Annotated in this window: 21 protein-coding genes and 1 tRNA gene; 7 read left to right on the plus strand and 15 right to left on the minus strand. The window is 45.1% G+C overall.

Features of this window, described 5'->3' with window-relative positions:
• The first annotated feature begins 49 nt into the window (after positions 1-49).
• Both VC82_RS04030 and VC82_RS04035 read left to right on the plus strand, forming a co-directional pair.
• Positions 50-787 (plus strand): MlaE family ABC transporter permease, encoded by a 738-nt coding sequence (locus VC82_RS04030; RefSeq protein ID WP_045801236.1) that lies wholly within the window; start codon positions 50-52, stop codon positions 785-787.
• A complete protein-coding gene (locus VC82_RS04035) occupies positions 787-1554 on the plus strand; it encodes an ABC transporter ATP-binding protein (RefSeq protein WP_045801237.1) in 768 nt (255 codons plus the stop codon). The genes VC82_RS04030 and VC82_RS04035 overlap by 1 nt, the downstream gene beginning before the upstream one ends.
• A 54-nt stretch (positions 1555-1608) precedes the next feature.
• Here VC82_RS04035 and VC82_RS04040 read toward each other — a convergent pair whose 3' ends face one another.
• The 3 genes from VC82_RS04040 to VC82_RS04050 all read right to left on the minus strand — a co-directional run bounded on the left by VC82_RS04040 (position 1609) and on the right by VC82_RS04050 (position 4893).
• Positions 1609-3072 carry a DUF389 domain-containing protein gene (locus tag VC82_RS04040; RefSeq protein WP_045801238.1) on the minus strand — a complete coding sequence of 488 codons (1464 nt, stop codon included), beginning with the start codon at positions 3070-3072 and terminating at the stop codon, positions 1609-1611.
• A 5-nt stretch (positions 3073-3077) separates the two neighbouring features.
• Positions 3078-4157, minus strand: coding sequence for a mannose-1-phosphate guanylyltransferase (locus tag VC82_RS04045; RefSeq protein WP_045801239.1), 1080 nt, complete (start codon positions 4155-4157; stop codon positions 3078-3080).
• A 136-nt stretch (positions 4158-4293) separates the two neighbouring features.
• Positions 4294-4893: a SprT-like domain-containing protein gene (locus tag VC82_RS04050; RefSeq protein ID WP_045801240.1), complete on the minus strand. Its 600-nt coding sequence runs from the start codon at positions 4891-4893 to the stop codon at positions 4294-4296.
• 122 nt (positions 4894-5015) lie between these two features.
• Between VC82_RS04050 and VC82_RS04055 the strand changes: the two genes are divergently transcribed.
• The 3 genes from VC82_RS04055 to VC82_RS04065 all read left to right on the plus strand — a co-directional run bounded on the left by VC82_RS04055 (position 5016) and on the right by VC82_RS04065 (position 7461).
• Complete coding sequence (locus VC82_RS04055) at positions 5016-5729, plus strand: class I SAM-dependent methyltransferase (protein WP_045801241.1); 714 nt, start codon at positions 5016-5018, stop codon at positions 5727-5729.
• Positions 5730-6008: 279 nt separating this feature from the next.
• Complete coding sequence (locus VC82_RS15785) at positions 6009-6188, plus strand: hypothetical protein (RefSeq protein WP_045801242.1); 180 nt, start codon at positions 6009-6011, stop codon at positions 6186-6188.
• On the plus strand, positions 6163-7461 hold the full coding sequence (locus VC82_RS04065) for a tetratricopeptide repeat protein (RefSeq protein WP_245615974.1): 1299 nt from the start codon (positions 6163-6165) through the stop codon (positions 7459-7461). Before VC82_RS15785 ends, VC82_RS04065 begins: the two co-directional genes overlap by 26 nt.
• A 3-nt stretch (positions 7462-7464) precedes the next feature.
• Here VC82_RS04065 and VC82_RS04070 read toward each other — a convergent pair whose 3' ends face one another.
• From VC82_RS04070 to porV, 6 genes are all read right to left on the minus strand, one after another.
• On the minus strand, positions 7465-8145 hold the full coding sequence (locus VC82_RS04070) for an SDR family NAD(P)-dependent oxidoreductase (RefSeq protein WP_045801243.1): 681 nt from the start codon (positions 8143-8145) through the stop codon (positions 7465-7467).
• 95 nt (positions 8146-8240) lie between these two features.
• Positions 8241-9278, minus strand: coding sequence for a M28 family metallopeptidase (locus VC82_RS04075; RefSeq protein WP_045801244.1), 1038 nt, complete (start codon positions 9276-9278; stop codon positions 8241-8243).
• An 85-nt stretch (positions 9279-9363) separates the two neighbouring features.
• Positions 9364-11016 (minus strand): pyruvate dehydrogenase complex dihydrolipoamide acetyltransferase, encoded by a 1653-nt coding sequence (locus tag VC82_RS04080; RefSeq protein WP_045801245.1) that lies wholly within the window; start codon positions 11014-11016, stop codon positions 9364-9366.
• A gap of 5 nt (positions 11017-11021) precedes the next feature.
• A complete protein-coding gene (gene pdhA, locus VC82_RS04085) occupies positions 11022-12020 on the minus strand; it encodes a pyruvate dehydrogenase (acetyl-transferring) E1 component subunit alpha (protein ID WP_045801246.1) in 999 nt (332 codons plus the stop codon).
• Between the two features lie 81 nt (positions 12021-12101).
• On the minus strand, positions 12102-12593 hold the full coding sequence (gene cdd / locus VC82_RS04090; protein WP_045801247.1) for a cytidine deaminase: 492 nt from the start codon (positions 12591-12593) through the stop codon (positions 12102-12104).
• 74 nt (positions 12594-12667) lie between these two features.
• Positions 12668-13813, minus strand: coding sequence for a type IX secretion system outer membrane channel protein PorV (porV, locus tag VC82_RS04095; RefSeq protein WP_045801248.1), 1146 nt, complete (start codon positions 13811-13813; stop codon positions 12668-12670).
• Between the two features lie 399 nt (positions 13814-14212).
• On the opposite strand from porV, the gene gldJ reads away from it, so the two are divergent.
• On the plus strand, positions 14213-15874 hold the full coding sequence (gldJ, locus tag VC82_RS04100) for a gliding motility lipoprotein GldJ (RefSeq protein WP_045801249.1): 1662 nt from the start codon (positions 14213-14215) through the stop codon (positions 15872-15874).
• A gap of 63 nt (positions 15875-15937) precedes the next feature.
• Positions 15938-17212 carry a UDP-N-acetylmuramoyl-tripeptide--D-alanyl-D-alanine ligase gene (locus VC82_RS04105; protein WP_045801250.1) on the plus strand — a complete coding sequence of 425 codons (1275 nt, stop codon included), beginning with the start codon at positions 15938-15940 and terminating at the stop codon, positions 17210-17212.
• Between the two features lie 8 nt (positions 17213-17220).
• Here the strand turns inward: VC82_RS04105 and VC82_RS04110 are convergent.
• The 6 genes from VC82_RS04110 to VC82_RS04135 form a co-directional block, all read right to left on the minus strand.
• A tRNA-Val gene (locus tag VC82_RS04110) sits at positions 17221-17295 on the minus strand.
• Between the two features lie 28 nt (positions 17296-17323).
• Positions 17324-17734 carry a 6-pyruvoyl trahydropterin synthase family protein gene (locus VC82_RS04115; protein WP_045801251.1) on the minus strand — a complete coding sequence of 137 codons (411 nt, stop codon included), beginning with the start codon at positions 17732-17734 and terminating at the stop codon, positions 17324-17326.
• Positions 17735-17827: 93 nt separating this feature from the next.
• Positions 17828-18694: a hypothetical protein gene (locus VC82_RS04120; protein WP_045801252.1), complete on the minus strand. Its 867-nt coding sequence runs from the start codon at positions 18692-18694 to the stop codon at positions 17828-17830.
• 18 nt (positions 18695-18712) lie between these two features.
• Positions 18713-20446, minus strand: a complete 1734-nt coding sequence (locus VC82_RS04125; RefSeq protein WP_045803238.1) for a SusD/RagB family nutrient-binding outer membrane lipoprotein — start codon at positions 20444-20446, stop codon at positions 18713-18715.
• A gap of 22 nt (positions 20447-20468) precedes the next feature.
• The gene (locus tag VC82_RS04130) at positions 20469-23717 is read right to left on the minus strand and encodes a SusC/RagA family TonB-linked outer membrane protein (protein ID WP_045801253.1); all 3249 of its coding nucleotides are present in this window, start codon (positions 23715-23717) and stop codon (positions 20469-20471) included.
• 523 nt (positions 23718-24240) lie between these two features.
• Positions 24241-24720, minus strand: coding sequence for a helix-turn-helix domain-containing protein (locus VC82_RS04135; RefSeq protein WP_084598156.1), 480 nt, complete (start codon positions 24718-24720; stop codon positions 24241-24243).
• Between the last annotated feature and the right edge of the window lie 6 nt (positions 24721-24726).

The raw sequence follows: 24726 nt of genomic DNA on the forward strand, positions 1-24726 counted from the left end.
TTAAATGAATGCAATATTCTTATTTTTACCCTATAAGTCTATTGCATACATGAACTACCTTGCATCTATTGGCAAGTACTTTATTATGATTTGGGAGGTTTTCAAAAAACCGACCAAATGGCCCATCATGAGAAATCTGATCTTGAAGGAAATCGATGAGCTGATCTACAACTCATTGGGCATTATCATTTTTATTTCTTTCTTTATCGGAGGTGTTGTAACCATTCAAACGGCACTGAACCTGACCAGTCCTTTTTTACCAAAAAGCCTGATAGGTTTTGCAACTCGGCAGTCGGTCATATTAGAGTTTGCCCCCACCTTTACTTCCATTATCATGGTCGGCAAAGTGGGGTCGTACATCACCTCGAGCATCGGCACCATGCGGGTGACCGAGCAAATCGACGCACTTGAGGTTATGGGTGTCAATGCCCTCAATTATTTGGTTTTCCCAAAAATAATCGCCATGCTCTTTTATCCGTTTGCAGTGGCCATAGCCATGTACGTGGGCATTTTGGGCGGATGGGTCGCAGCGGTGTTCGGGGGCTTCGCGCCCAGTGGCGAGTTTATACAGGGCCTGCAAGAAGAATTTATACCCTTTCATGTGACCTATGCCTTTATAAAAAGCTTGATCTTTGCCTTTGTAATAGCTACGGTGCCCTCGTTTCACGGATTTTATATGAAGGGAGGCGCTTTAGAGGTGGGCAAGGCCAGCACAACTTCTTTTGTGTGGACCAGTGTGGCCATTATAATACTTAATTATGTTCTGACACAACTTTTGCTAGGCTGATGATAGAGATAGAGAACATACACAAATCGTTTGGCGGCACGCATGTGCTAAAGGGCATCAGTACCGTTTTTGAGCAGGGCAAGACCAATCTGGTCATCGGGCAAAGTGGATCGGGCAAAACAGTGTTGATGAAATGTATGTTGGGCCTAATAGAACCTGATGAGGGAAGCATTTGTTACAGCGGCCAACGTTATTCTGAACTCTCTTTGGATGAGCGACGAAACCTGCGCCAAGAAATGGGCATGGTTTTTCAAAGCAGCGCGCTGTTCGACTCCATGACCGTGGAGGGCAATGTGATGTTTCCTTTGGATATGTTCACCAAACAATCAAAAAGTGAAATGCAAGATCGGGTAGATTTCGTTCTCAAAAGGGTAAATTTGGTAGATGCCCACAAAAAATACCCATCGGAAATATCAGGCGGCATGCAAAAACGGGTGGCCATTGCCAGGGCCATTGTCATGAACCCCAAGTATCTCTTCTGCGACGAGCCCAATTCTGGCCTAGACCCAAAAACAGCCATTCTTATCGACAATCTGATCCAAGAGATTACGCGCGAGTACGGTATTACTACCATTATCAATACCCACGACATGAACTCGGTGATGGAAATCGGCGAAAAAATCGTTTTTCTCAAAAACGGTTATAAAGAGTGGGAAGGCACCAACAAAGAAATCTTCAAGACCGACAATGAGGCCGTTACCAATTTTGTGTATTCATCGGAATTGTTCAAAAAGGTAAGGCAGATGTATATCGAAGAACGTAATTAATTTTTTTATTGAAAAATGTCAAGCTGAGCGTTTATAAAAGGGCACATTCGCCAATTAATCATTCACCGTTTTTACTTGAATCTTGTTGTTCTGCAACCGTATTTTCAGCCAGTTTGTCAACTTGGCTTCCTCTTTTTGAACCTGGTCAGCAGAAATGCCATCTTTCCATTTAACCTCAAATAGTGGAATAGTGTCCAATTTATTGAAGTCGGTCTGGATTCTATAGGAGAATCCCAATGCGGACAAGTTCTCATAATTTGCCCGGGCCTCGGCACTGATATCTTGGAAGGGAATCTGCAGGGCAGCATTTTTGCTTAGGTTGGCAATTTCTTCCTCAAGTACCCTTATTCGTTCGTCTTTGGTCAACAACTCGGCCTTTTTCGACTCGTAGAGCTCGCTGATGTAGTTGAACTTTTCCTCGGAATCATCTTTACCGCCCTGAAGTACTCGCAGTTCGGCATTTTTTAGACGGCTGTAATTATTCTTCCGATTGCGCCATGAATTGATGACATTCTCGGGTATTTCTTCGTTGCCCATGCACACTATCTCGATATAGGCGTTATCATCGTTCACGTACACCAGCTCGGTCAGGTTATCAACATACCGACCATTGTTCTTGAACTCGTAGAGTTCAATGGTCTCGCTCAAAAACTCCTGCGCTTGTTTTTTAAAGAGCGACTCTTTAAAAACCTTGTAAAATGTGAACCCGGCCGGAATCATGACCGCCAAGCCCACGATTGAAGCGACCCTTGCAATAAAACGGCGTCTCTTCGAATTGGCATAGCGTACCATGGGAAAACGCAAGTATTTGATGACCAAAAAAGTAGCCAGACCAATAAAAATGGTGTTAATGATAAAGAGGTACATGGCCCCTGCGGCGTAGCCTACATTGCCAATGGCCAGACCAAACCCCACGGTACAGAGTGGTGGCATCAGGGCCGTGGCAATTGCGACACCAAAAATGACACTTGCAATGGTTCCTTTCTTGGCTCGGGCAATCACCAGCGCGAGCCCACCGAAAAAGGCAATCAACACATCACGAATGTCTGGTTGTGTTCGCGCCAGCAATTCTGAGGACTCATCCCGCAAAGGGAAAAAGTAGAAAAACAGAAAGGCCGTCACCGCACTCAGCACCACCATCACCACGAAGTTTTTGACCGAACGCCGAAGAGTATCGATATCATTGATCGCCAATGACATGCCCATGCCTAAAATCGGACCCATAAGAGGCGAAATAAGCATTGCACCGATAACAACCGCTGTGGAATTTGCATTCAGCCCCACAGATGCAATAAAAATAGAGCAGACCAAAATCCAAGAGGTATGGCCTTTGAACGGAATATCGGCAATGATGGCTTCTTTTGCGGCCACTGGATCCGTGTTGCTACGGATTTCCAAAACCTCCACTAAAAATTTTTTGGTGCTTCCCAAAAAACCCTTAAAGTCTTTTTTCGTTTCCTCCCCACTACCCTCATTGGAAGTAGGGCTCACATTGTCTTGGTCAAATTTGTTTTCCATAGTTATTAGGCAAACGTATCCCCAAATTTTTTCTGAACCTCGGCACGTACTTCTTTGATTCCCTGTTGTTTCGATTTGGGAAAAATCAACAGAACATCATCTTTATCAACTATGATATAATCTTTCAATCCATCGACAACGATCACTTTTCCCTTACCGGCATGAATCATGTTTCCAGTGGCATCATTCAACATGGCCCGTGCATTGACCACTGCGTTGTCGCCGCCGTCTTTTGGTAGTTTTTCATAGAGTGCGCCCCAAGTGCCCAAATCGTTCCAGCCAAAGGATGCAGGTAGGGTATAGATAGCCTCTGATCTCTCCAAAATAGCGTAATCAATCGAAATGTTTTCTGCCTTGGGATAATTTTTTTCAATAAAGTCTTTCTCTTTTGGAGTGTTGTAACATGCCACACCTTTTTCAAATAACTCGTATTGCACCTTTTGATGTTCTTTAAACGCCTCGATAATGGTTTTGACACCCCACATGAATATACCGGCATTCCATAAGAAATTACCCTGTGCAAGAAATTGCCTGGCCGTATCCACATCAGGTTTTTCCCTGAATTGGACCACCTTTTTTAACTGTTCGCCGCTGCGCTTATCAAATTCAATGTACCCAAAGCCCGTGTTGGGGTGGGTCGGCTGAATGCCCAAAGTGCACAGTACCCTTTCTTGGCTACACTTGTCAAAGCATTTCGTCACATCACTCTCAAAGGCCTCCTCATCCTCGATCCAGTGGTCGCTGGGGGCCACGATCATCACTGCATCTGGATTCATTTTCTGAATTTTCAATGCCGCATATAGAATGCAGGGGGCCGTGTTGCGCATGGCGGGTTCGAGCACCACCTGTTCTTGTTTGACCGTGGGTAACTGCTCGAGTACCAAATCATTATAGCGTTCGTTGGTCAAAATCAGGATGTTCTCAGTGGGAATAAACCTGTTCAATCGAGAAAACGTGCTCTGTAACAGTGTTTTGCCCACACCGAGCATATCGTGAAATTGCTTCGGGTAGGCTTCTGTACTTACGGGCCAAAAGCGCGAACCTACGCCTCCGGCCATCAATACGGCATAATAGTTTTTGTTCATATTACATTCTGCTTCAAATTGTCATTTTGAACATAGTGAGAAATTTAAAACCCCGATGTAGAGATTTCTCAATCGTCCCATTAATTATCAGGTCTAATATGTTCACATAATGCTCAATAATAAACTGTTTTAGCATTTAGCTGATTAATTCCACCTCAGCATTTGGTTGGAACAAATATAGTTTACCCGTCGCCAATTCAATGCATTCGTAACGTTTTACCCGTTTTTTTCCTTTTTTGAAAAGTTTGCCGTTGTAGAGGCGAAAGGTACTGCCTGTGGGCAGTTCAAACACGTAGCTTTTGGTACGCTCTATGGGGTCGAATTCTTTCAGTGCTACGGATAGTTGCGCATCAGTACTGCTGCTCGCCTTCGGATTTTTAAAATGCCGGGCGATCAAAGGCAACAATTGAGCGGGAAATATTTCGGGCCGAATGAAGGGCAGCATTAACTGTTGAAAGGTATGTTTCCACTCCGCCCCGTGGGGTTTTATACGCCTGCCATACCGTTCAAAGGCCACCAAGTGGGCTATTTCATGCACCAAGGTGATAAAAAAGCGGTATTTGTTGAGCGAGGCATTAACGGTAATCTGGTGCCCGCCATTGGGCATTTTACGGTAATCACCGTGCCGTGTCACCCTATGGTTCACAATCTTGAGGTGCACCCCATAGGTTTTGATGAGTTCAAAACAAGGGCCAACGGCCCGTTCGGGCAGGTATTTTTGCAGTGTTTTGTTCACTGGGCAAAAATAGGGGTTTTGGCTTTAGATAGATACACCGCCATATATTGTAATACGGTTGTTTTGTGCTAAATTGGCTGTACAACACTGTGTTTTACATACATATATGACCAACATCACGAATGAAAGAAATCTACGAACCAAAATTTGTTGAAAAGCTTTTTGACAAAATGAGTAGTTCATATTCAAAAATGAATTACATAACCTCATTTGGATTTAGCGAAAGATGGAGAAGAAAATGCGTTGAAGAAATTGAAATCGAAAAAGGAAAAACAGTTGTAGATTTAATGACTGGAATGGGAGAATGTTGGAAATATATTTTAAAGAAATCGGACGGAAACGCAAAATTAGTCGGACTTGACTTCTCAACCGAAATGATAAATCGTGCGAAAAAAAATAAAGGAAAGTTCGAAAAATCAAAAATTGTAATTCTTAAAGAAAACGTCTTTGAGAACTCAATAGCAAATGAAACAGCGGATTATATCATTTCGGGTTTTGGATTAAAAACATTTAATGATAAACAGCTTGAAAAATTAGCAAACGAAATTGATCGAATTCTAAAACCAAACGGAAAATTTTCGTTGATTGATATTTCTGTTCCAAACAGTAAATGTCTAAAACCATTTTATATGTTTTACTTGAAAAATATTATTCCGATTTTAGGTAAATTATTTCTTGGAAGTCCAGAGACCTATAGAATGTTAGGAGTTTACGCAGAAGAATTTGGAAACTCAAAAAACGTATATCGGATTTTTAACAAACGGGAATTTGAAGTTGAATATGTGGAATATTTTTATGGTTGTGCAAGCGGAATTAAAGGACGGAAAATAAAATAACTATTGCCAACATTGAATAACCGCAATTATGGCGAATTCGACTACCCTTCGACTTCGCTCTGGGCAGACTCACGAATCTGTTCGGAATTGCTAAAGCCAGTGACTAAACCAGAAAATTAACGCATAAAAACCCTTAACTGACGCTTACTCAAAACCGCTAACTTCAAACCTAAATTTTCACTATCTTTAACCTCCTTGAAATCAGTGCTTTTTAAGCAGTTCCCTCCGTGACGGAAATTTTTCCGTCCTTACAAACGATAACACTTTACACCTATCGTCATGAAAAAAAGACAAATGATGTTGCTAGGGCTATTGGCCCTGTTGGCAGTTGCTGCTTTTATCTTTTCAAAGACGCAACAAAAAACCGAACCACAGCCACAGATGGCCTCGATGAACTTTATCAAATGTACAGTTGCCAAATTCATGCTCACCGATGTCGATACCACCCAAAGTTGCTGACAAGGCTTCACCCAAAGAGCGGGCACTCATCAAGGCGCTGTCTTCACGTTATAGTGATGATATGGGCAAAGACATTACCGAGCTGAACATGGCCTACATGGACGCGATGGCCAAATTGGCCAAGCAGTTCACTGATGATGCCGATGTGCAGACCCTATATGCAGCAGCCATTATGAACACCATGCCGTGGAACTATTGGAACAATGATGGCAGTCCTGCCCCCAATACCCTGAAGGGAAAGGCCGCTCTTGAAAAGGCCGTTGAGATCAATCCGGATCACCCTGGGTCACACCACTACTACATTCACATGGTGGAACTGTCCCAACCCGACTTGGCGGTGCCCAGTGCCGACAGATTGGGTGCACTCATGCCCGCAGCGGGCCATTTGGTGCACATACCCTCGCACATCTACATTCGTGTGGGCCGTTATCTAGATGCCGTGGAATCAAACCAGAAGGCGATTTTGGCCGATGAGGATTATATCTCACAGTGCTACTCGCAAGGCATGTACCCACTAGGATACTACCCCCACAACCTGCATTTTTTATGGTCGGCCGCGAGCCTATTGGGCGATAGTAAGACAGCTATCGATGCCGCAAAAAAAACGGCTGAAAAAGTGCCCACTGCAGAATTGGCGACCTTACCCTTTTTGCAGGATTTCGCCTCCACACCCCTTTTGGCCTACACCCGTTTTGGAAAGTGGAACGAGATTTTGACCATTCCCTACCAAGGGGATGACTTTAAACATCTGAAATTGATATGGCATTATGCTCGAAGTATTGCTTTTTTGAGGAAGAACAACCTCAAGGAAGCCAAAGAAGAACTGCAAGCCATTACTGCCATGAAAGATGACCCCGAACTCGAAAATGTAATTGCGAATTACACCAATCCTACATCCATTATCGCCAAAGTGGCCTACGAAGTAGTATCAGGTGAAGTAGCTGCTACGGAAGAAAATCTTTCCAAAGCCATCGAACATCTTGAAAAAGCTGTTGAGTTGGAAGATCAATTGATCTACAGTGAGCCTGCTCCATGGCACATTCCTTCACGGCAAAGCTTGGGAGCCATTTTGATAAAAGCCGAAAAATATGGGGAAGCCGAAAAAATCTATAAGGAGGATTTAGAGCAACTCAGACAGAACGGTTGGTCACTGATGGGACTTTATCAAAGTCTCAAGGCTCAAAACAAAATGGATGAAGCCAAAAAAATAAAAGAGGAATTTGACAAAGCGTGGGAACATGCCGATTTTGAGATAGAAAGTTCTGTCTTATAAATACTAAGGCGTACTATTGCTTACAGGCAGCAGTTTGCCATTGTAATATTGCTGTCCTGTTAGGGCAAAATCTTTAATGTATTGGGCCATCTCAAGAGCCGTTACAGGGGCTTGGTAACCAGGAAAGGCCTCTTCGAGCATTTCGGTCTGTACGGCCCCCAGGGCCAGTACGTTGAACGAGGGACCACTTTCCTTGAATTCCTCGGCAAGCAATTCGGTAAGTGTGATTACCGCCCCCTTGCTGGAACTGTAGGCCGAGAGGCCGGGAAATTTCATGCTGCCCTGTACGCCCCCCATCGAACTGATGGTGACCACATGGCCTTTTTTGTCCATTTTGGGCAACACGGTACGGGTAAGTTCGGCCACACCGAAGACATTTACCTCATAGACCTTTTTAAACTCTTCTGTAGAGGTTTCCAAAAAAGGCTTGTTCAACAAGCTTCCGGCATTGTTTATCAGTACATCCACCTTTTTCCACCCCTCCAGAAAATCAGAAACTTTTTGGTAGTCGGCAACATTGCCCAAATCGAAAGAAAAGGCGGTGACTCCCTTCAAATTCAAATCTTTGATGGGTCTTTTATTTCTCGAAAGGGCCAGTACCTGATGGCCGTCTTTGACAAACAGTTTTACCAATTCGAAGCCGATGCCACGGCTGGTTCCCGTGATGATGATGTTTTTGTGCATTTCTACATTTGTAATTCCCGCTACCGATAGCCATCGGGAGGCGGGAATTTTTTTACCAGATGGATTCCTGCTTTCACAGGAATGACAATCTCCTTCTATTTTATTTTAATCTCTTGCAACGCGGCGTTTGCAATACCTTCCAGTACAGGAATCATCTTATTCACCATGCTGGCCATGTGGCCGAAATCCATTTCACTGTTTTCGTCATCGGGCTTATGGTAATAGGCAAAGTTTTCGAAATCGAACGTGCAGTAGGTGTGCGATGGCACCCCGAACACTTTGTAAAAAGGATAATTGTCTGACCGTTTAAACAGGTCGTACTCCTTGGCCGTGGGCAAATACCCGACCAAGTTTTCGCCTGCATATTTGTTGCTGACCTCGGCCAAATTAGACATTTCGTATCCAGTAATGTACAAATCATATTTCTTGCCGTGCAAGGGCACGCCGGTCATCTCAAAATTGAGCATGGTGTAGAGGTCCACATCCAACTCCTTCAATTTTCTGGCCAAGTGTTCAGACCCCAAGAGTCCCTTTTCCTCAGCACTGAAGAGGGCAAAGATGATACTTCTCTTATTGGTTTTGTTAGAGCCGAAATATCGTGCCAACTCAAGTATGGTTGCCGTGCCGGAAGCATTGTCGTTGGCGCCATTGGCAATGTAATCGCCGTTTACTGGTTTTACCACCCCAATATGGTCGTAATGGGCCCCTATTAGAATATATTCGTTCTTAAGCGCTGGGTCGTTCCCCTCCACTAACCCTACCACATTGTACGCGGGTTTCTTAAAGTTGGAGAGGGTATCCCTAAAGGTTTTGAAATAAGGACGTACCCCATAGCTTTTAAAATGGTCCTCGATATAGCGAGCGGCCATTTCAATACCCTCACTGCCGGTATCCCTTCCCTTTAAATCGTCCGATGCCAGAAAGTCCATATGCGCCCCTATGATTTCTGCATCGGTGAAGGCCATTTTTTTGGAAGTGCCGGAAAAACCGCTGGTACCAGCCTTCAACCCATCAGGACCTGTAGGAGGCGTGGGGGTCGAAGGTGCGGAGGTGTTATTGGGTGTCTGTACCATTTTGGTCGTTCCGCAGGCCAAAAACAACAGTGACAAAAGTACTAGGATGTTCCTTTTCATATTCTTTGTGTAACGTTTTAAAGATAAAAAAAGCATCCTGATTAGAGGATGCTTTTATATTGAGATTCCCGCTTTCACAGGAATATTATGCCAACATGGTCACCGGGTTCTCTAAATAGGCCCTTAAGGTCTGTAAGAACTGTGCTCCGGTGGCACCATCGACAGTTCTGTGGTCACAGGCCAAGGTAATCTTCATGGTGCTTCCAGCCACAATCTGCCCATTTTTGACAACGGGCTTGTCCACAATGGCCCCGACCGATAAGATGGCCGAATTGGGCTGATTGATAATCGAGGTAAACTCCAATATACCGAACATGCCCAAGTTAGAGACAGTGAACGTGCTACCCTCCATTTCGTCGGGCTTAATTTTCTTGTTTCGTGCCCTGCCGGCCAGATCCTTTACCGCCGAACCGATTTGGGTAAGGCTCATCTGGTCTGCAAACTTCAATACGGGCACCACCAAACCATCATCTACGGCAACGGCCACCCCCATATGAACATGGTGGTTGTAAATGGTGGTATCACCATTCCAAGAGGTATTCACCTGTGGATGTTTTTTCAAGGCCATGGCACAGGCCTTCAACACCATATCGTTGAACGACACCTTGGTATCGGGCAACTCGTTGATCTGGGCCCGTGAGGCCTTGGCATTGTCCATATCGACCTCAATGGTAAGGTAATAATGGGGTGCCGTAAATTTCGATTCGCTGAGACGCTTGGCAATAACCTTTCGCATCTGCGAATTTTTGACCTCTTCCGTACTCTCTTCGCCAACGGGCAGTTGCACCGGTGCGACCGAGGTGGTCGAAGCTTCTTGTACTTGGGTTTCCAAAGAAGCCGCTTTTTGTTCAGAAGGTTGGTAATTTTCAACATCTCGCTTGATGATACGGCCATGGTCGCCGGTACCTTTGACCTGAGACAAGTCTATGCCCTTTTCAGAAGCGATTTTTTTGGCCAAGGGTGATACAAAAATGCGCTGTCCGTTTTGGCCAGACGTCTGCATGCTCTCGGCCGGCTTGTCCTCTTTGGGAGCCTGTTGTTGTTTTTCTTCCGTAGGTTGTTGGGCACTCTCATCGGAAGCGCCGCTCCCAGCGTGTGCACTTAAAACGGCATCGACATCAGTGCCCTCAGGACCGATAACGGCCAAAAGTGAATCTACGGGTGCCCCTTCGCCTTCTTGAATACCGATATGGAGCAAGGTTCCTGAGTAGAATGATTCAAACTCCATTGTGGCCTTGTCGGTCTCGATTTCCGCTAGAATATCACCTTCTTCCACACTATCCCCCACTTTTTTGAGCCATTTGGCAACAGTACCTTCTTCCATGGTATCGCTCAACCGGGGCATGGTAATGATTTCAACGCCCTCTGGTATCTCTGCAGAACCTGTGGCAGCTGTTTGATTTGCATCCGTATCAGATGCAGATGTATCTTTTGCTGCAGGGGTTTCCTCACCTGAACCAGACGCATCTTGACCGTTCAGAAGCCCTGAAATATCCTCACCTTCTTCACCAATTATGGCAAGCAATGAATCTACTGGTGCCCCTTCGCCTTCTTGAATACCAATATGCAAAAGTGTACCCTCATGAAAAGACTCGAACTCCATAGTGGCCTTGTCGGTCTCGATTTCGGCCAGAATATCGCCTTCCTCCACCTTGTCTCCCACTTTTTTGAGCCATTTGGCAACGGTACCTTCTTCCATGGTATCGCTCAACCGGGGCATATTGATCACTTCTGCCATAGTGCCTATAATTTATGTTGTAAAAATGGATAATCTTCTTGTGCGTACACCACATCGTACAGCTGTTCTTTTGGAGGAAAATCAGACTCTTCAGCAAACTTTTCGCACTCGTTCACCAGGTCTTTGACCCTTTTGTCAATTTCCTTCAATTCTTCTGCGGTGGCATAATTCTTTTCAAGAATGACATCTTTAACTTGGGTAATGGGGTCAATTTTCTTGTACTCCTCTACCTCCTCTTTGGTTCTATAATGCTGTGCATCTGACATGGAGTGACCACGGTAACGATAGGTCTTCATCTCTAAAAAGGTAGGGCCACCGCCTGTTCTTGCGCGTTCAATGGCAGTGTGTACCTCTTTGGCCACAGCGGCCGGGTCCATCCCGTCCACATCGCCGCAGGGCATTTCATAACCAAGACCGAGTTTCCAAATCTCGGTGGTGTGGGCAGTACGCGCCACTGAGGTTCCCATGGCATATCCATTGTTCTCACAAATGAATACCACGGGCAATTGCCACAACATGGCCAGGTTAAAGGTCTCGTGCAATGAGCCTTGACGCACCGCACCATCGCCCATGTAACAAAGGGTCACAGAATCGCGTTTAAAATATTTATCGGCAAAGGCCAAACCAGCCCCAAGGGGAATTTGCCCCCCTACGATGCCGTGCCCACCGTAAAAACGATGCTCTTTTGAGAAAATGTGCATAGATCCGCCCATACCCTTCGAGGTGCCGGTCACCTTGCCATACAGCTCGGCCATGACCTTTCTGGGGTCAACCCCCATACCAATGGGCTGCACATGGTTTCGGTAAGCCGTGATCATGCGGTCTTTGGTAAGGTCCATAGCGTGCAAAGAACCTGCCAAAACTGCTTCTTGACCGTTGTATAGGTGCAAAAAGCCCCTTACTTTTTGTTGAATGTAAACTGCTGCCAGCTTGTCTTCAAACTTTCGCCAGAACAGCATATCTTCATACCATTTAAGATAGACCTCTTTCGTAATTTTCTTCATCAAACAACGTATTATATCATGGATGCCCTGAAATAGGGAAAACAAAAATACATATATATCCGTTCACGAAAAAAATTTGGTTCAAGAATTGCCAAGAAAGGTACTGTCAAAGGCCAATGGCAACAAATCTGCAATGGACCCGCACTTATAAATAGGTCCGCTCTCGCCCCTAAAAAGGATGGTTATGGGCGATTTTTGGCGTTGTTCATATTCCGCAATCGACTGCCTGCAATTGCCACAGGGCGCTGCGGGGGTCATCAGTTGGGTATCTTTTGATGAAGCACATATCGCTATTGATTTTATGGTTTTTTTAGGATGTTGTGCCCCTGCTTGAAAAATTGCCACGCGCTCGGCACACAGACCCGATGGGTAAGAGGCGTTCTCTTGGTTGTTGCCCATTATAATTTCCCCGGTTTCCATCATCACTGCCGCTCCCACTGAAAATCTGGAATAAGGGGCGTAGGCCTTGGCCCGTGCCTTTTCCGCTTCTTTTATCAGCAATAGTTCTTCGGGCGACAACTCGCTCTCAGAGTCCAAGATTGTCAGTTCAAAGCCAATATGTCTCTTCTCCATAAAAAATAAGGTATTGCCTAAAAATAAGAAAACCTGTCAATCGACAGGTTTTAAAATTGTTTGTTGGGTCTTAACTAGTCGTTATAGAATTCCTCACCCAAATTAAACGTGAGTGAAAAACGCAAAGTGTTCTCCAGCGGATTTCTGACCTGCGAGGTCGAGAACAGGTATGACAAGTCTATCTGTGCCGCCTTGAACTTAAACCCGGCACCCAATGTGAAAAATTGTCGGGAACCTTTTTCTTCGCTCTCGTTGAAATAACCCGTTCGCAACATAAACACATCTTGATAGCTATACTCGGCACCCAATGCCCATGTAATCTCTTTCAGCTCTTCACTGAAACCGTCGGGGGCATCTCCCAGCGATTCAAAAACTCCGTTGAAGAAACTGATCTGTTGGTACTCATTGTTATCTTCGGCATCAATGTCTCCATCACCATCAAAATCGCGTGGTGTAGGCACCATTAACTTGTTGAACTCTGTGTGCAGCCCCAAGGTGTTGTCGGCATCAAAAATAAAGTCAAAGCCAGCACCAAATTTTAAATTGGTGGGCAAGAAATTTTCTTGGCCCCCTTCGTCATATTGTATTTTTCCACCTAGGTTCGAAAGATTGAAACCGGCCCTCCATCGACCGTCAAAACTGTTATAGGCAATTTCACGCGAACGGTAAAAACCGGCCACATCTACCGCAAAGGCGTTGGCTGCTTGAGAATCTACATTCTGTACCTCTTGAAACCTCAGATTGGAACTGATGAAACGACCACCGACTGCCATCGAAAAGGTCTCGCTCAACTTCAAGGAATACGATCCATCAATGGCAAATTCATTTGGCTTGACCAAGGTTGCCTCTTGGTCTATGGTCTGTCGGAGTTCGATCTCACCAAGGCCAAAATACCTCAAGCTCACGGCAAAAGCGCTTCTTTCGTTGATTTTGTTGAAATAGTTCGCGTTGAGTAGCGAAACGTCGTTCACGATACTTTCTAGATACGGGGTATAACTAATGCCAATTCCCATTTTTCGTTCGGCAAATGCAAACTTGGCAGGATTCCATTGTTGCGAAAAGGCATCCACGCTTGTGGCCACCCCCATATCCCCCATACCTGACGCCCGGGCATCAGAGGCGATATTCAAAAAGGGAACGGCCGTGGTAATTACCCTTTCTTGCTGGCCAAAAGATTTGAAAAGGCCTACGAATAGAAAGCAAATCAGTAATTTTTTCATTATTCTCATTTAGTTACAATAATCGTAAAAGTCAAAAAAACACCTCGAAAGATAAAATAAATTAGATGTATTACCTGTAAACGGGGGTTTTAACAAATTCTTGTGCATGGCTACACTTTTTTTTGAACTTTTCACCCTGTGATTTATCCATTCGAGGAAGTTTACTTTGCCAAAATTCCGTAGCTCCATTTTTAGTACAGTGGCTATACTAATTTGGTGTTTGCACCGTTATCAATGTAGCCTTAGTCGGAATAGCAAGGTTTTTTGTGAACAATTAGCAGTACCACAAAATATCTTGCATTTTTATTCGTTCTAATGGCGAAACCGAATGTAAACACTAATTGAATTATTAAAGAAAAACGGGTTATGCCCCGATTTCTAAGTACTCAAGCCCAAATTATGAAAAAACACTCGATAAAGGTCGTACTTTCTTGTGCAGCAATAATGGTAGGCATCACGGGCTGTAAAAACTCGTCGTTGTCTTCGTCAAAAAACATTTCTCGAGCCACAGGATGGAAGATCAATGCCAAAGAAGGCGGTTTTCAGTACAACTCTGATTTTAAAGAGCAAGAGACCCCTCCGGGAACCGTGTTCATCGAAGGCGGAACCTTTACCAAAGGTAGGGTGCAAGACGATGTGATGCATGACTGGAACAATACTCCCACCCAACAGCACGTGCAATCGTTCTACATGGATGAGACCGAGGTGACCAACAAAATGTACATGGAGTACCTTGACTACCTAAAAAAGGTATATCCACCCGAAAATCCGAGGTACGAAAACATTTATAAGGGAGCGTTGCCAGATACATTGGTCTGGCGAAACAGGCTTGGTTTCAACGAAACGATGACCAACAACTACCTAAGGCATCCTGCCTACGCAGAATACCCGGTTGTGGGCGTAAACTGGGTCCAGGCCACCCAATTCGCCGAATGGAGAACCGATAGGGTAAACGAATTGATGTTGGCCAAAGAGGGCTACCTTCAAGAAGAGGCCCTTTACAGCGCCTTGAACGGTGAGGTTGAAGGCACCTTTAGCACAGAGGCTTATTTGAACAACCCCGAATCTGTATATGGGGGGCAAATTGACTCTCTGCAAGGCAAAAAGAAAAAAGATTCTATTCCCGTCTTTGCAAAAAGAAGCAGTGGTGTTTTGATGCCTGAATATCGATTGCCCACTGAAACCGAATGGGAATATGCGGCCCAAGCCCTCGTAGGCACAAGGGAATACAACAATTATAGAGGAAGGAAAAAATATCCTTGGGAAGGTGACTATACCCGTAATGGCCAACGTGTGGGCCGTGGCGATCAGTTGGCGAACTTCAAACAAGGAAAAGGCGATTATGGTGGAATTGCAGGTTGGTCAGATGATGGTGCCGATATCACGGCCCCGGTAAAATCATACAAACCAAACGATTTTGGTCTTTACGATATGGCCGGAAACGTCTCTGAGTGGGTGGCCGATGTTTACCGACCCATAGTCGACGATGAAATCAGTGATTTTAATTACTTCAGGGGCAACATCTATACGAAAAAAGCCATTGGCGAAGATGGTAAGGTCAAGATATTGAAAGATTCAATCGTCTATGATACCTTGCCAAACGGAAGGATTGTTGCAATCAATCTTCCTGGCGAGATCAAAGAAGAACCCGTTGGAGAGGAAGAAACCTACTTGAGGATCAACTTCTCAAAAAGTGACAACAGAGGGTATCGCGATGGTGATCCAGGCTCGTCAAGATTTTTCGAACGCTTCAGCGATGACGAAGACGATGCCAGAAGAATGTACGACTCGCCACAGCACAAGGTTGAGCGCGACTCGACCGGCAAAATCTTGCGACAGTACGATACCTCGAACTTCAGAACCTCTTTGATAAACGACGAGGTAAGGGTCTACAAAGGTGGTTCTTGGCGCGATAGGGCCTACTGGCTAGATCCTGCGCAGCGTAGATACCTACCACAGTACATGGCTACAGATGATATAGGCTTTAGATGTGCCATGTCACGGGTCGGTTCAAAATCAAAGACAAAAAACAAGAGTGTACGGCACAAAAAAGCCAAATAAAAACAACATGTTTTGATATAAAAACCCTGATTGAAAAGTCAGGGTTTTTTTTATCTTCGACCCATGACTTTAACCGCACTTCACAAGCTGTTTTTAGAGCATCCGAAAATCTGTACCGATACACGTAAAATTGAAAAGGGCTGTCTCTTTTTTGCCCTGAAGGGCCCAAACTTCAATGGCAATGCATTTGCATCTAATGCAATAGAAAAAGGGGCCGTCCACGCGGTCATCGATGAAAAAGAATTCCATGTAGAAGGGAAGACCATTCTTGTAGAGAATGCTTTGGAAACATTGCAGAAACTTTCTATCTACCATCGTAATTACAGCAATGCGAAGGTGATTTCGCTCACGGGAAGCAATGGAAAAACGACCACCAAAGAGCTGATCCATGCCGTGCTTTCAAAAAAATACAAGACCATCGCCACCAAGGGCAACCTCAACAACCACATCGGGGTTCCACTGACGTTGCTTTCAATTCAACCAGATACCGAGATGGCCATTGTTGAAATGGGTGCCAACCATCAGGGCGAAATCGCCTTTCTCTCTGGCATTTCTCAGCCCGACTATGGCTATATCACCAATTTTGGCAAAGCCCATCTTGAAGGTTTCGGTGGTGTCGAAGGGGTTATTAAAGGAAAAAGCGAGCTTTACAATTACCTATTGGCCAATGACCGGTATGTTTTCATGAATGCCGATGACCCCATACAAAGGCAAAAGCTGGCATCGTACACCAAAAAAATAGGCTTTAGCACACACGACCCTCAATACTACATCATACGGCCCATAATGACCAATCCTTTTCTGGAAGTGGCTTTTGACGACCTTCAGGTAAAAACCCAATTGATCGGTGAATATAACTTTACAAACTGTGCCATTGCCATAACCATGGGCAAGTATTTCAATGTACCCGTTGAAGACATCAAAAAGGCCATAGAAGCATATAGGCCACAGAACAACCGCTCAGAGGTAATCGAAAAAAACGGCCACCGAATCATCTTGGATGCCTACAATGCCAATCCTACCAGCATGATGGCGGCATTGAACAGCTTCAAGGCCATCGAAGGCGAGAACAAGGTGCTTTTTTTGGGAGATATGTTCGAATTGGGTGATGCGGCCCACGAAGAACACCAAAAAATATCGGAAGCCATTGGCAATCTCGGTTTTGAAACAGCCTATTTGATCGGCGACAATTTTGGCAAAACGGAGAATGGTTATCCCAAGTTTGAAAGCTTTGATGAGATCAGGGATTATCTGACCAAACATCCTTTACCGCCTTCCACCATTCTTATAAAGGGATCACGGGGAATGGCATTGGAACGTTTGTTGGAAATTCTGTAGAAAAATTGTGGAGTATACTGGATTCGAACCAGTGACCTCTGCCCTGTCAAGGCAGCGCTCTAAACCAACTGAGCTAATACTCCTAAAAGGGGGTGCAATATCGGAAATTTATCACCAATCTCCATACTCTGCAGAATTCTTTTGTGTTTCGTGCAGCGTTATGCGCAGTTTTTGCCCGGGCTTCAGTTCAGGCTTCAATATATCATAGATGACCTTCACAAAATTTTCGGTCGAAGGTAGAATATGCTCAAACTCCGGGCAATCTTCATTTAGGTTCTTATGGTCAAACCTGTCTTCTACTTTTTCCTTGATCAACTGCCCCAACTGCGCTAAATCCATTACAAAACCGGTGTCTTGGTCCACTTCGCCCCTGATTCTCACCTCAAGGTCAAAATTGTGTCCGTGATAATTCGGACTGTTACATTTTCCAAACACCTCAACATTTTTCTCTTGGCTCCATTTGGGGTTGTGCAGCCTGTGTGCAGCATTGAAATGGGCCTTTCTGCAAATTGTCGCAATCATGCTGCGAAGTAAAGAAAAAAACCGGTAATAACCAGTAGACAATTACCAACAAAAAAAGGCCGCCCGATGGGGCGGCCCTTTAAAATTTGCTGCTTATAGATTGTTCAAACAGTAATCGAGCAGTTCTGCATCTACCGGTGGGTTTGGACTAATGTCGACCACCGTATTTCCGTTGGCTGAAATTACCGTGGCGGAAACCTCTTCATCAAAAGCTCCTGATGTAAACACGATTGAAATCTCTTGTGCACCATCGGGCACTGTAAAGGTTGTGGTTCCCGAAGCCCCATTGTCCAATGTGTAGCTTGTTGCCTCCCCGTCTATGGTTACGACAAGGGCGGCATCGTTCCAGCCATCCCCAAAGGAATCCTGAAAATTGATGGTCCACACCCCTGGTGTTGGCACTGTTGGTGGACAAACCACTGTGGACACATATGCAAATGGTGAGCTAAAGAAAGACCCGCTGGCCACAGTGCCCGCGGCATTGTTTGTGAAAACACGACCATCTGTCAATTGGGCCTCAAGCCTAAAACTGAACTGATCACCACCTTCCACATCATCAAAATCAATGCCTGTTGCGGCAAGTGCCTCTGCATAACTTATGGTGAGGTCACCTCTAGGCAACCCAAATGGCCCAGTGGTAAAATCGGCAGGAGTAAGGGTCACTATCAAATTCTCACCAGTGCTTAGATCGCCTCCAGCTGTTGTATTGTCAACAAATGATACAAACACCCGCACTTCTTGAAGTAGGTTTCCATTTTCTTTGTCTTGGACTTCAAGCGTAACACCCCATTCAGAGCTGGTATCAAAAATATTGAAGCTCGAGCTGATGGTATTGACCGTTCTTAATATCAACCCTCTTTCGACTGTGTCGAAAACTTGGTCTATTATTTTATCATCGGCGCTGCAGGCCATCATTAAAACCCCAATCGCAATCGCCAAATATCTTTTTATGTTTTTCATAAATCTCAATTTTAAATTTTAGTTAGCTGGAGGGAATGAAGGTCCTGCAGGGTTGTTGTCCCAGAATACCTGTACCGTATGGTCAGACTTTTGGGTTATGTTCGGATTTGCCGTAACCGCCTGGTTCGGATAGAACATTGACCTAGGGAACGCCCCTGGACTTGGCTCCCTGTTGGGTTGCAAAGTGGTGGGAAAACCCGTTCTTCTATAGAAATTATAGCTCTCGATTCCGTTGCCATAATGGCTCACCAAGAACTGCTCAGCAAAAACATTCCACTTGTCATCGCCGGTGGCCGCATTGAAATCTGCAATCACATCTGCCACAAAATCGTTTACATCAGCTGCGGAAGGGGCAAATGAAAGATCTGCAGCGGGATCGTTGCTGCCGAACGATTGAACCTTAGTAATCTGCTTGTTGAGGGCTCTTTCAAGTGCAACCGCAGCCGCCCCTGTATCACCGGATGCCAATGCCATTTCTGCAATCCAAAAATCGACCATATAAGCGTTCAGTATTGGAGTTATGCCCAGACCTCCGGCCCCAAATGAATTCGGATTGCTGTTCTGTGCAATGGCCTCAAAGCTATTGTCGTCAAAACGGCCGCCTGCAGGATAGACCCCATAGGTACTTCTCAAGAGCCCATCAGGAGGTGTTCCTTCGTCATCACCATGGTCCCTACCCCAATAACCGTTTGGCAGATTGCAGAAAGTAAAGCCGCCAGAAACATAGTGCGCAGGTGGCGTTTGCAGTGAGCACCTCAGAACCTCTTCATTTGGTGGGTCTTCTTGCCCTGGAGAGGTGGGTGACTGTCGATAGAAATAATAGCGTATTCTGGGATCATCATTGGTCTGCATCTGGTTCATGAGCCAATTGGAGTTGTAGTCACCCGCACCGGCCGAAGCATAGTTCAAGCCATATCGAGGGTGCCGTGTATCTGGCTGTGAAGCGCTGGTTCCGGTCCAAGTCCAATCCAAATCATCGGCGTTGTCTTGAATATAGTCACCAGAAGCTACGATGGCATTGAAACTTGCCATGGCCGATGGATCTACCAGCCTTCGTTGGTTATAAATCTTCAGTTTCAATGTATTGGCCGCCTTGGTCCATTTTGAGTAATCGTTCCCATAGAAGTAATCAGTACTCGGATTGGTGGAAGCGGTATTGTTGAAATTCACAATTGCTTGGTCCAACAGGGCCAAGGCCGCATCGTAAACCGAGGCTCCATCATCCAACGAAGGGTTCAATATCTCTGGTGCCTGAACTGCTTCAGTGTAGGGAACATCCCCAAAGAAATCAACCAAAGACACCATGACATAGGCTTCGATAAACTGGGAAATCCCTAAGTGCCTGGTCAATCCGGTCTCTTCTGCCACCGGGGTCAGATTTCTGATATCGAATAGGATACCCCTATAGGCATTGTCCCATTCATCATCTGTATCGATATCTTGATAACCACTTTGATAATCACGGCTATTGTACGCCTGCAGTCTGGTAAGCTCCATTCCCAAAACAGAGAGTCCATCGCCATTTACGTTACCTCCCGTTTGAAAATTGTCTTGTGGGTCGCCCGTGGCATCACCATCGATGTGCCTTGCAAAATCTTCTTGAATGGAGTTCAAGAAGAAATCTGGACTTGCCTGGGCAGGTGTCAAAAAGTTTGGGTCTTCGGTAAGGTCGAGCTCGTTGGTCTCGCATGAAGCCATTACCAACAGTGCCGAACTAAAAGCCAGTTTGAAATATGTCTGTAGTCTTTTCATTTTTCTGTCAATTTTTTTCATCTTAAAAAGTTGCTTTTACGCTTAGACCGTATCTTCTAGAGCTGGGCCCGTTCAAGAAATCAAAGCCAAAGCCATTTCCAACACCAGTACCTGAAACATTGGGGTCAAAATTGGCCCCATCAGGAGTGTTCACGGCATCCCACCAGAGGTTCTGCCCCGAAATTGTCAGCGACAACGTTCCAAAAGGTGTTTTGTCCAAAAATTTCTTTGGCAGTGAATACCCCAAAGAGACCTCTTGAAGCCTTATAACCGTGGCATCGTAAACCTGCAATTCGCTCGGACCGAACAAGACGTTGTTGAAATAGTAGTCAGAGTTGTTGATCTGTACGTCATTGGGGGTACCATCACTTTGTTTGACACCCGGCAAAACAAATGTGTTCTCCCTATCAAGGGTCTCGGTAATAAGCCCCCTGCCCAAAAGCGTGGCAATGGTACTTGAATAGATATCGCCCCCTTGGGTGTAGTTCAACTGAAAGCCAAAGCTGAAATTCTTGTAAGACAAGCTATTGATCAAGTTGGCGGTCCAGTCAGGGTTCGGATCACCGATTACCCCATCCTGTGAATCTTGCACAAAATCACCGACTGCATTGGTGACAAAATTTCCATTGGCATCGCGTAATATTCTACTGCCATAGATGACGCCCAAAGGTTGGCCCTCAATGGCCGCATTACCCAGGTTTCCAAATCCGGAGTAAACAATCAAGTCAGTATCTTGGCCAAGATCGGTAACCTCAGTTTCGTTGGCCGTGAAGTTGATATTGGAGTTCCAATTGAACCCATCGCTTTCTTGACTTCTGAACCAATTTACGCCAAGGTCAACTTCGATACCCTCACCCTTGATCTCGCCAACGTTGGTATTTGTTTGAAAAAAGCCCGAAGAGGGGTCCAAAGGTTGCGTAACAATAAGGTCAGTGGTCGTTCTTTGAAAGAGCGATACATCCAAGGTAATTCTGCTGTCCCACCATCTCGACTCAATACCTACCTCTATCTCAGAGACCTGTTCTGGCTTTAAGTCGGGATTGCCCAAGGTAAGCCCAGTAGTGTTGGTCACAATATTGGTGCCGGTGTTGTCTTGAAAATCTTGGGTGTCAAGAGACAACCGGTTCGCCACGGGGTATGAATCGGAGTTCTGGTCTGGGAAACCCGCCGAAGTTCCATATCCGGCCCTTAGTTTTAGATAACTGAGTGCATCTCCCTTCAACCCTTCAAAGGCCGTGGTCGGTACAAACGATACACTTGCACTGGGATAGAAAAGCGTTCTGTTGTCTTTGTCAAGATTGGACACCCAATCGTTTCTGCCCGCCAGTGTCAAGAAAATTATATTGTCATAATCGACCTCAACCTGCCCGTACAGTCCAATTACATTTCTTTCAAATGTTCGTTGTATTTCGTTTTGGTTCAAAAAGTTAAAATGCCTCAACACCCCAAACACTTGTTGACCATCACTTGAGACACCTTGCTGGGTAAAGGTCTCACGCCTACCGTTGAAACCAATATTAAAAGTGGCCCCAATTTGTTCGGTCAAGTCGTAATCTCCGTTCAGGGCTATGTTATGGTCCCAAATGGTATTGTTGTTGTTCCAAGTCTCATAAATACCGCTCTGAAGCCGAATATCGTTACTGTTGCTGTTGACACCACCCTTGTTCTGGAAATTGACATTTGCCTCATTATAATTATCGAGGCCCAACCGGTATATGACATTCAGGTTTTCGTTGAAATCGTACTGAAGTCCGATGTTACCAAAAACCCTATTTGTTTCCTGTCTGGTACCCGAGTTGGCGACTGTCCATAGAGGGTGTTGTATCGAATTGTTTTGTCTATAGTAAACACTACTGCCATCAATAGGGTTTTGAAAGGGAAGCCCGGCCACATCAACCGATCGTGGCGTAAAGAAAAGGTCGCCAAAAACTGAGGAACCGCTACCTGTTGCACCATTGCCCTGGCTCAGTGCCACCGGTGGTGAAATGAACTTGGTTCTGGCGTAGTTCAGGGTGCCCGATACAGTAAACTTATTGCTTAATACAGCTCGGCCACCAATTCCGAAATTGTTTCGGTTAAGCGAGTTGCCCGGTGTAAAACCGACATCTTTTAAGTAGCCATAATTGGCGTTATAGCTAATCTTTCCGTCATCGGATGCACCGGTAATATTGATTGAGGTATTGCTCACCGTGCCGGTTTTGAAGAAATTTCCAAAGTTGTCGTAAGGTTGCCATTTGTATCTCGCATTGGCAAACTCAGGAAATGCCGATGAAAATGATGCGGTAGAATATGGGTGGGGTAAGGTGCCCTGATCATCAAAGGCCGAACTATTGCCCCAACCTGCTACGCCATCACGGTCAAAACTAGGCCCCCAGTTACTGAAGAACCATCCGAAGGCCTGGTCGAAACCGTTACCATATTGGTCTTGGTACTCGGGCTCTGAGGCCAATTCGTTAAAGAAAAACGATGAGGTAACCGTAATCTCGGTCTTTTTGGCTCCTTGGCCTCCTGAACCAGCTTTGGTGGTTATCAAAATAACACCGTTTCGCCCTAAAGACCCGTACAAAGTAGAAGCCGCCAGACCCTTTAAAACATTGACACTCTCAATACTGTTAGGGTCAAGGTCCAAGAAACGGCTAGAACCGTTGTTTCCATTTATAAAGTCTTGTCGAGAACCCTGACGCCCCGAAGGATTGGTATCGGCATTGAAAGGCACCCCATCGACAATGAACAACGGCTGGTTGCTCTGGCTGAAAGAATTAAAACCCCTAATGATGATATTGGTACCGGAACCCGAAAGACCACTCTGCTGGGTGATGTTCACCCCAGAGGCCTTGCCGGTCAATACTCGGCCAATATCGCCCTCAGGCCTTTCCTCTAGTTGTTCGGTACCCACCTCGGCAACGGCATACCCAAGGGCTTGCTTTTCCCTTTTTATACCAAGGGCCGTAACCACCACCTCTTCAAGGGCCTGTGTATCTTCCTGCATTTGGACGTTTATCACATTTTGCGCCCCAACTGTTCTTCTCTCGTCTTTTTGCCCAATGTAGGAGTACACCAGAACTTGCCCTGTGCTTGCATTGATGGCATAATTACCATCAAAATCGGTCTGGGTACCAACACTGGTGCCCTCAACAACAATGTTGACCCCCGGCAACGGTATGCCACCTTCGTCGGTGACCGTACCAGTAATTGTTTTTTCTTGGGAATGGACAGTTGTCAAGCTGAGCAGCATGACCATCAACGCCCCAAACAGTTTCTTTACTTTCATAGAGTTAAAGTTTTGTTAGTAAATCGTAATTGAGTCAGGCAATTGAGAAAGGCGGGCGGAAGAAGTGTGTTGATAGCTAATTCAAATAATACCTCTAAATGAAAACAAAACTTAATGGAATGCTGTTTTGGTTTTAAAGAAGTAAGGCCTCTCACCGCCCTACCTTTACAATTGCACTACAAAACAACCAAAGGCGCCTATAGCTCGGGTACTTTTAAAACGGGGAGTACCTCAAAAAAAACCTTGCCCATCGGAGAATACCCTTTTTAACATTTTATAGGTAGCACCTTACATTGAAAGGGGTTTGTGAAAGAATTGCCAAAGTGGGCCAGTTGGTAGGTTTAATAAAGAACAGGATAGCCCACCGCAAAAAAAAGAAGCATCTTTAAAGCTCCTTTTTCTTTAGAATATATAAACAGATATATCGACTACTATGTACCCGAACTTGAAGAAAATGGGAATTTACTCCACAGGTGTACCCAAACCTTTTGTTCTTAGGCCAAAGTAACCCCCATGTTAAAGTTCAATGGAATTGAAACTGCTGTGGGCTATTTTCGGTATAGGCCCATAGGTTTCTGAAGTCGTTTGGACTTAGGCCCGTGTCTTTCTTAAAGGCATTGTAGAAACTATTCTTGCTATTGAAGCCCACTTCGTACATAACCGATTTAACACTGGAAAAAGGTTTTGATACCAACAATTCCTTGGCTTCATTAATACGGTAAAAATTCAGCAAGGCATAGAAGTTCATCGCATAATATTTGTTGATCACTTCTGAAACCTTATATCTGTCATAACCGATGTGGTTAGAAAGCTCGACCAAACCAATATCGTTTTGTCGATAAATCTTTTCTTCTTCGAACGCCGATTCTATGCTGTTCTTAATCGCGACCGCCTGCTCTAGGGTCAACCCAGATTTTTTATACTTTTCTTGGGTGTAAGCACTTGTTTCTACATCGTATTCCATTAGATACCTCTTGGCCCAGACCTTTAAAAACTTTTTCATTTTTGA

Source organism: Flagellimonas lutaonensis (genome assembly GCF_000963865.1).
GTDB classification, from domain to species: domain Bacteria; phylum Bacteroidota; class Bacteroidia; order Flavobacteriales; family Flavobacteriaceae; genus Flagellimonas_A; species Flagellimonas_A lutaonensis.

Excerpts from the sequence above, each read along its gene's own strand:
- VC82_RS04065 (WP_245615974.1), top strand. The coding sequence starts at position 6,163 with ATGTCGATACCACCCAAAGTTGCTGACAAGGCTTCACCCAAAGAGCGG.
- VC82_RS04115 (WP_045801251.1), bottom strand. The coding sequence starts at position 17,734 with ATGATTGCGACAATTTGCAGAAAGGCCCATTTCAATGCTGCACACAGG.
- VC82_RS15785 (WP_045801242.1), top strand. The coding sequence starts at position 6,009 with ATGAAAAAAAGACAAATGATGTTGCTAGGGCTATTGGCCCTGTTGGCA.
- VC82_RS04125 (WP_045803238.1), bottom strand. The coding sequence starts at position 20,446 with ATGAAAAGACTACAGACATATTTCAAACTGGCTTTTAGTTCGGCACTG.
- VC82_RS04035 (WP_045801237.1), top strand. The coding sequence starts at position 787 with ATGATAGAGATAGAGAACATACACAAATCGTTTGGCGGCACGCATGTG.
- VC82_RS04030 (WP_045801236.1), top strand. The coding sequence starts at position 50 with ATGAACTACCTTGCATCTATTGGCAAGTACTTTATTATGATTTGGGAG.
- VC82_RS04135 (WP_084598156.1), bottom strand. The coding sequence starts at position 24,720 with ATGAAAAAGTTTTTAAAGGTCTGGGCCAAGAGGTATCTAATGGAATAC.
- VC82_RS04045 (WP_045801239.1), bottom strand. The coding sequence starts at position 4,157 with ATGAACAAAAACTATTATGCCGTATTGATGGCCGGAGGCGTAGGTTCG.
- VC82_RS04130 (WP_045801253.1), bottom strand. The coding sequence starts at position 23,717 with ATGAAAGTAAAGAAACTGTTTGGGGCGTTGATGGTCATGCTGCTCAGC.
- VC82_RS04075 (WP_045801244.1), bottom strand. The coding sequence starts at position 9,278 with ATGAAAAGGAACATCCTAGTACTTTTGTCACTGTTGTTTTTGGCCTGC.
- porV (WP_045801248.1), bottom strand. The coding sequence starts at position 13,813 with ATGAAAAAATTACTGATTTGCTTTCTATTCGTAGGCCTTTTCAAATCT.
- gldJ (WP_045801249.1), top strand. The coding sequence starts at position 14,213 with ATGAAAAAACACTCGATAAAGGTCGTACTTTCTTGTGCAGCAATAATG.
- VC82_RS04055 (WP_045801241.1), top strand. The coding sequence starts at position 5,016 with ATGAAAGAAATCTACGAACCAAAATTTGTTGAAAAGCTTTTTGACAAA.
- cdd (WP_045801247.1), bottom strand. The coding sequence starts at position 12,593 with ATGGAGAAGAGACATATTGGCTTTGAACTGACAATCTTGGACTCTGAG.
- VC82_RS04070 (WP_045801243.1), bottom strand. The coding sequence starts at position 8,145 with ATGCACAAAAACATCATCATCACGGGAACCAGCCGTGGCATCGGCTTC.
- VC82_RS04105 (WP_045801250.1), top strand. The coding sequence starts at position 15,938 with ATGACTTTAACCGCACTTCACAAGCTGTTTTTAGAGCATCCGAAAATC.
- VC82_RS04080 (WP_045801245.1), bottom strand. The coding sequence starts at position 11,016 with ATGGCAGAAGTGATCAATATGCCCCGGTTGAGCGATACCATGGAAGAA.
- VC82_RS04120 (WP_045801252.1), bottom strand. The coding sequence starts at position 18,694 with ATGAAAAACATAAAAAGATATTTGGCGATTGCGATTGGGGTTTTAATG.
- VC82_RS04040 (WP_045801238.1), bottom strand. The coding sequence starts at position 3,072 with ATGGAAAACAAATTTGACCAAGACAATGTGAGCCCTACTTCCAATGAG.
- pdhA (WP_045801246.1), bottom strand. The coding sequence starts at position 12,020 with ATGAAGAAAATTACGAAAGAGGTCTATCTTAAATGGTATGAAGATATG.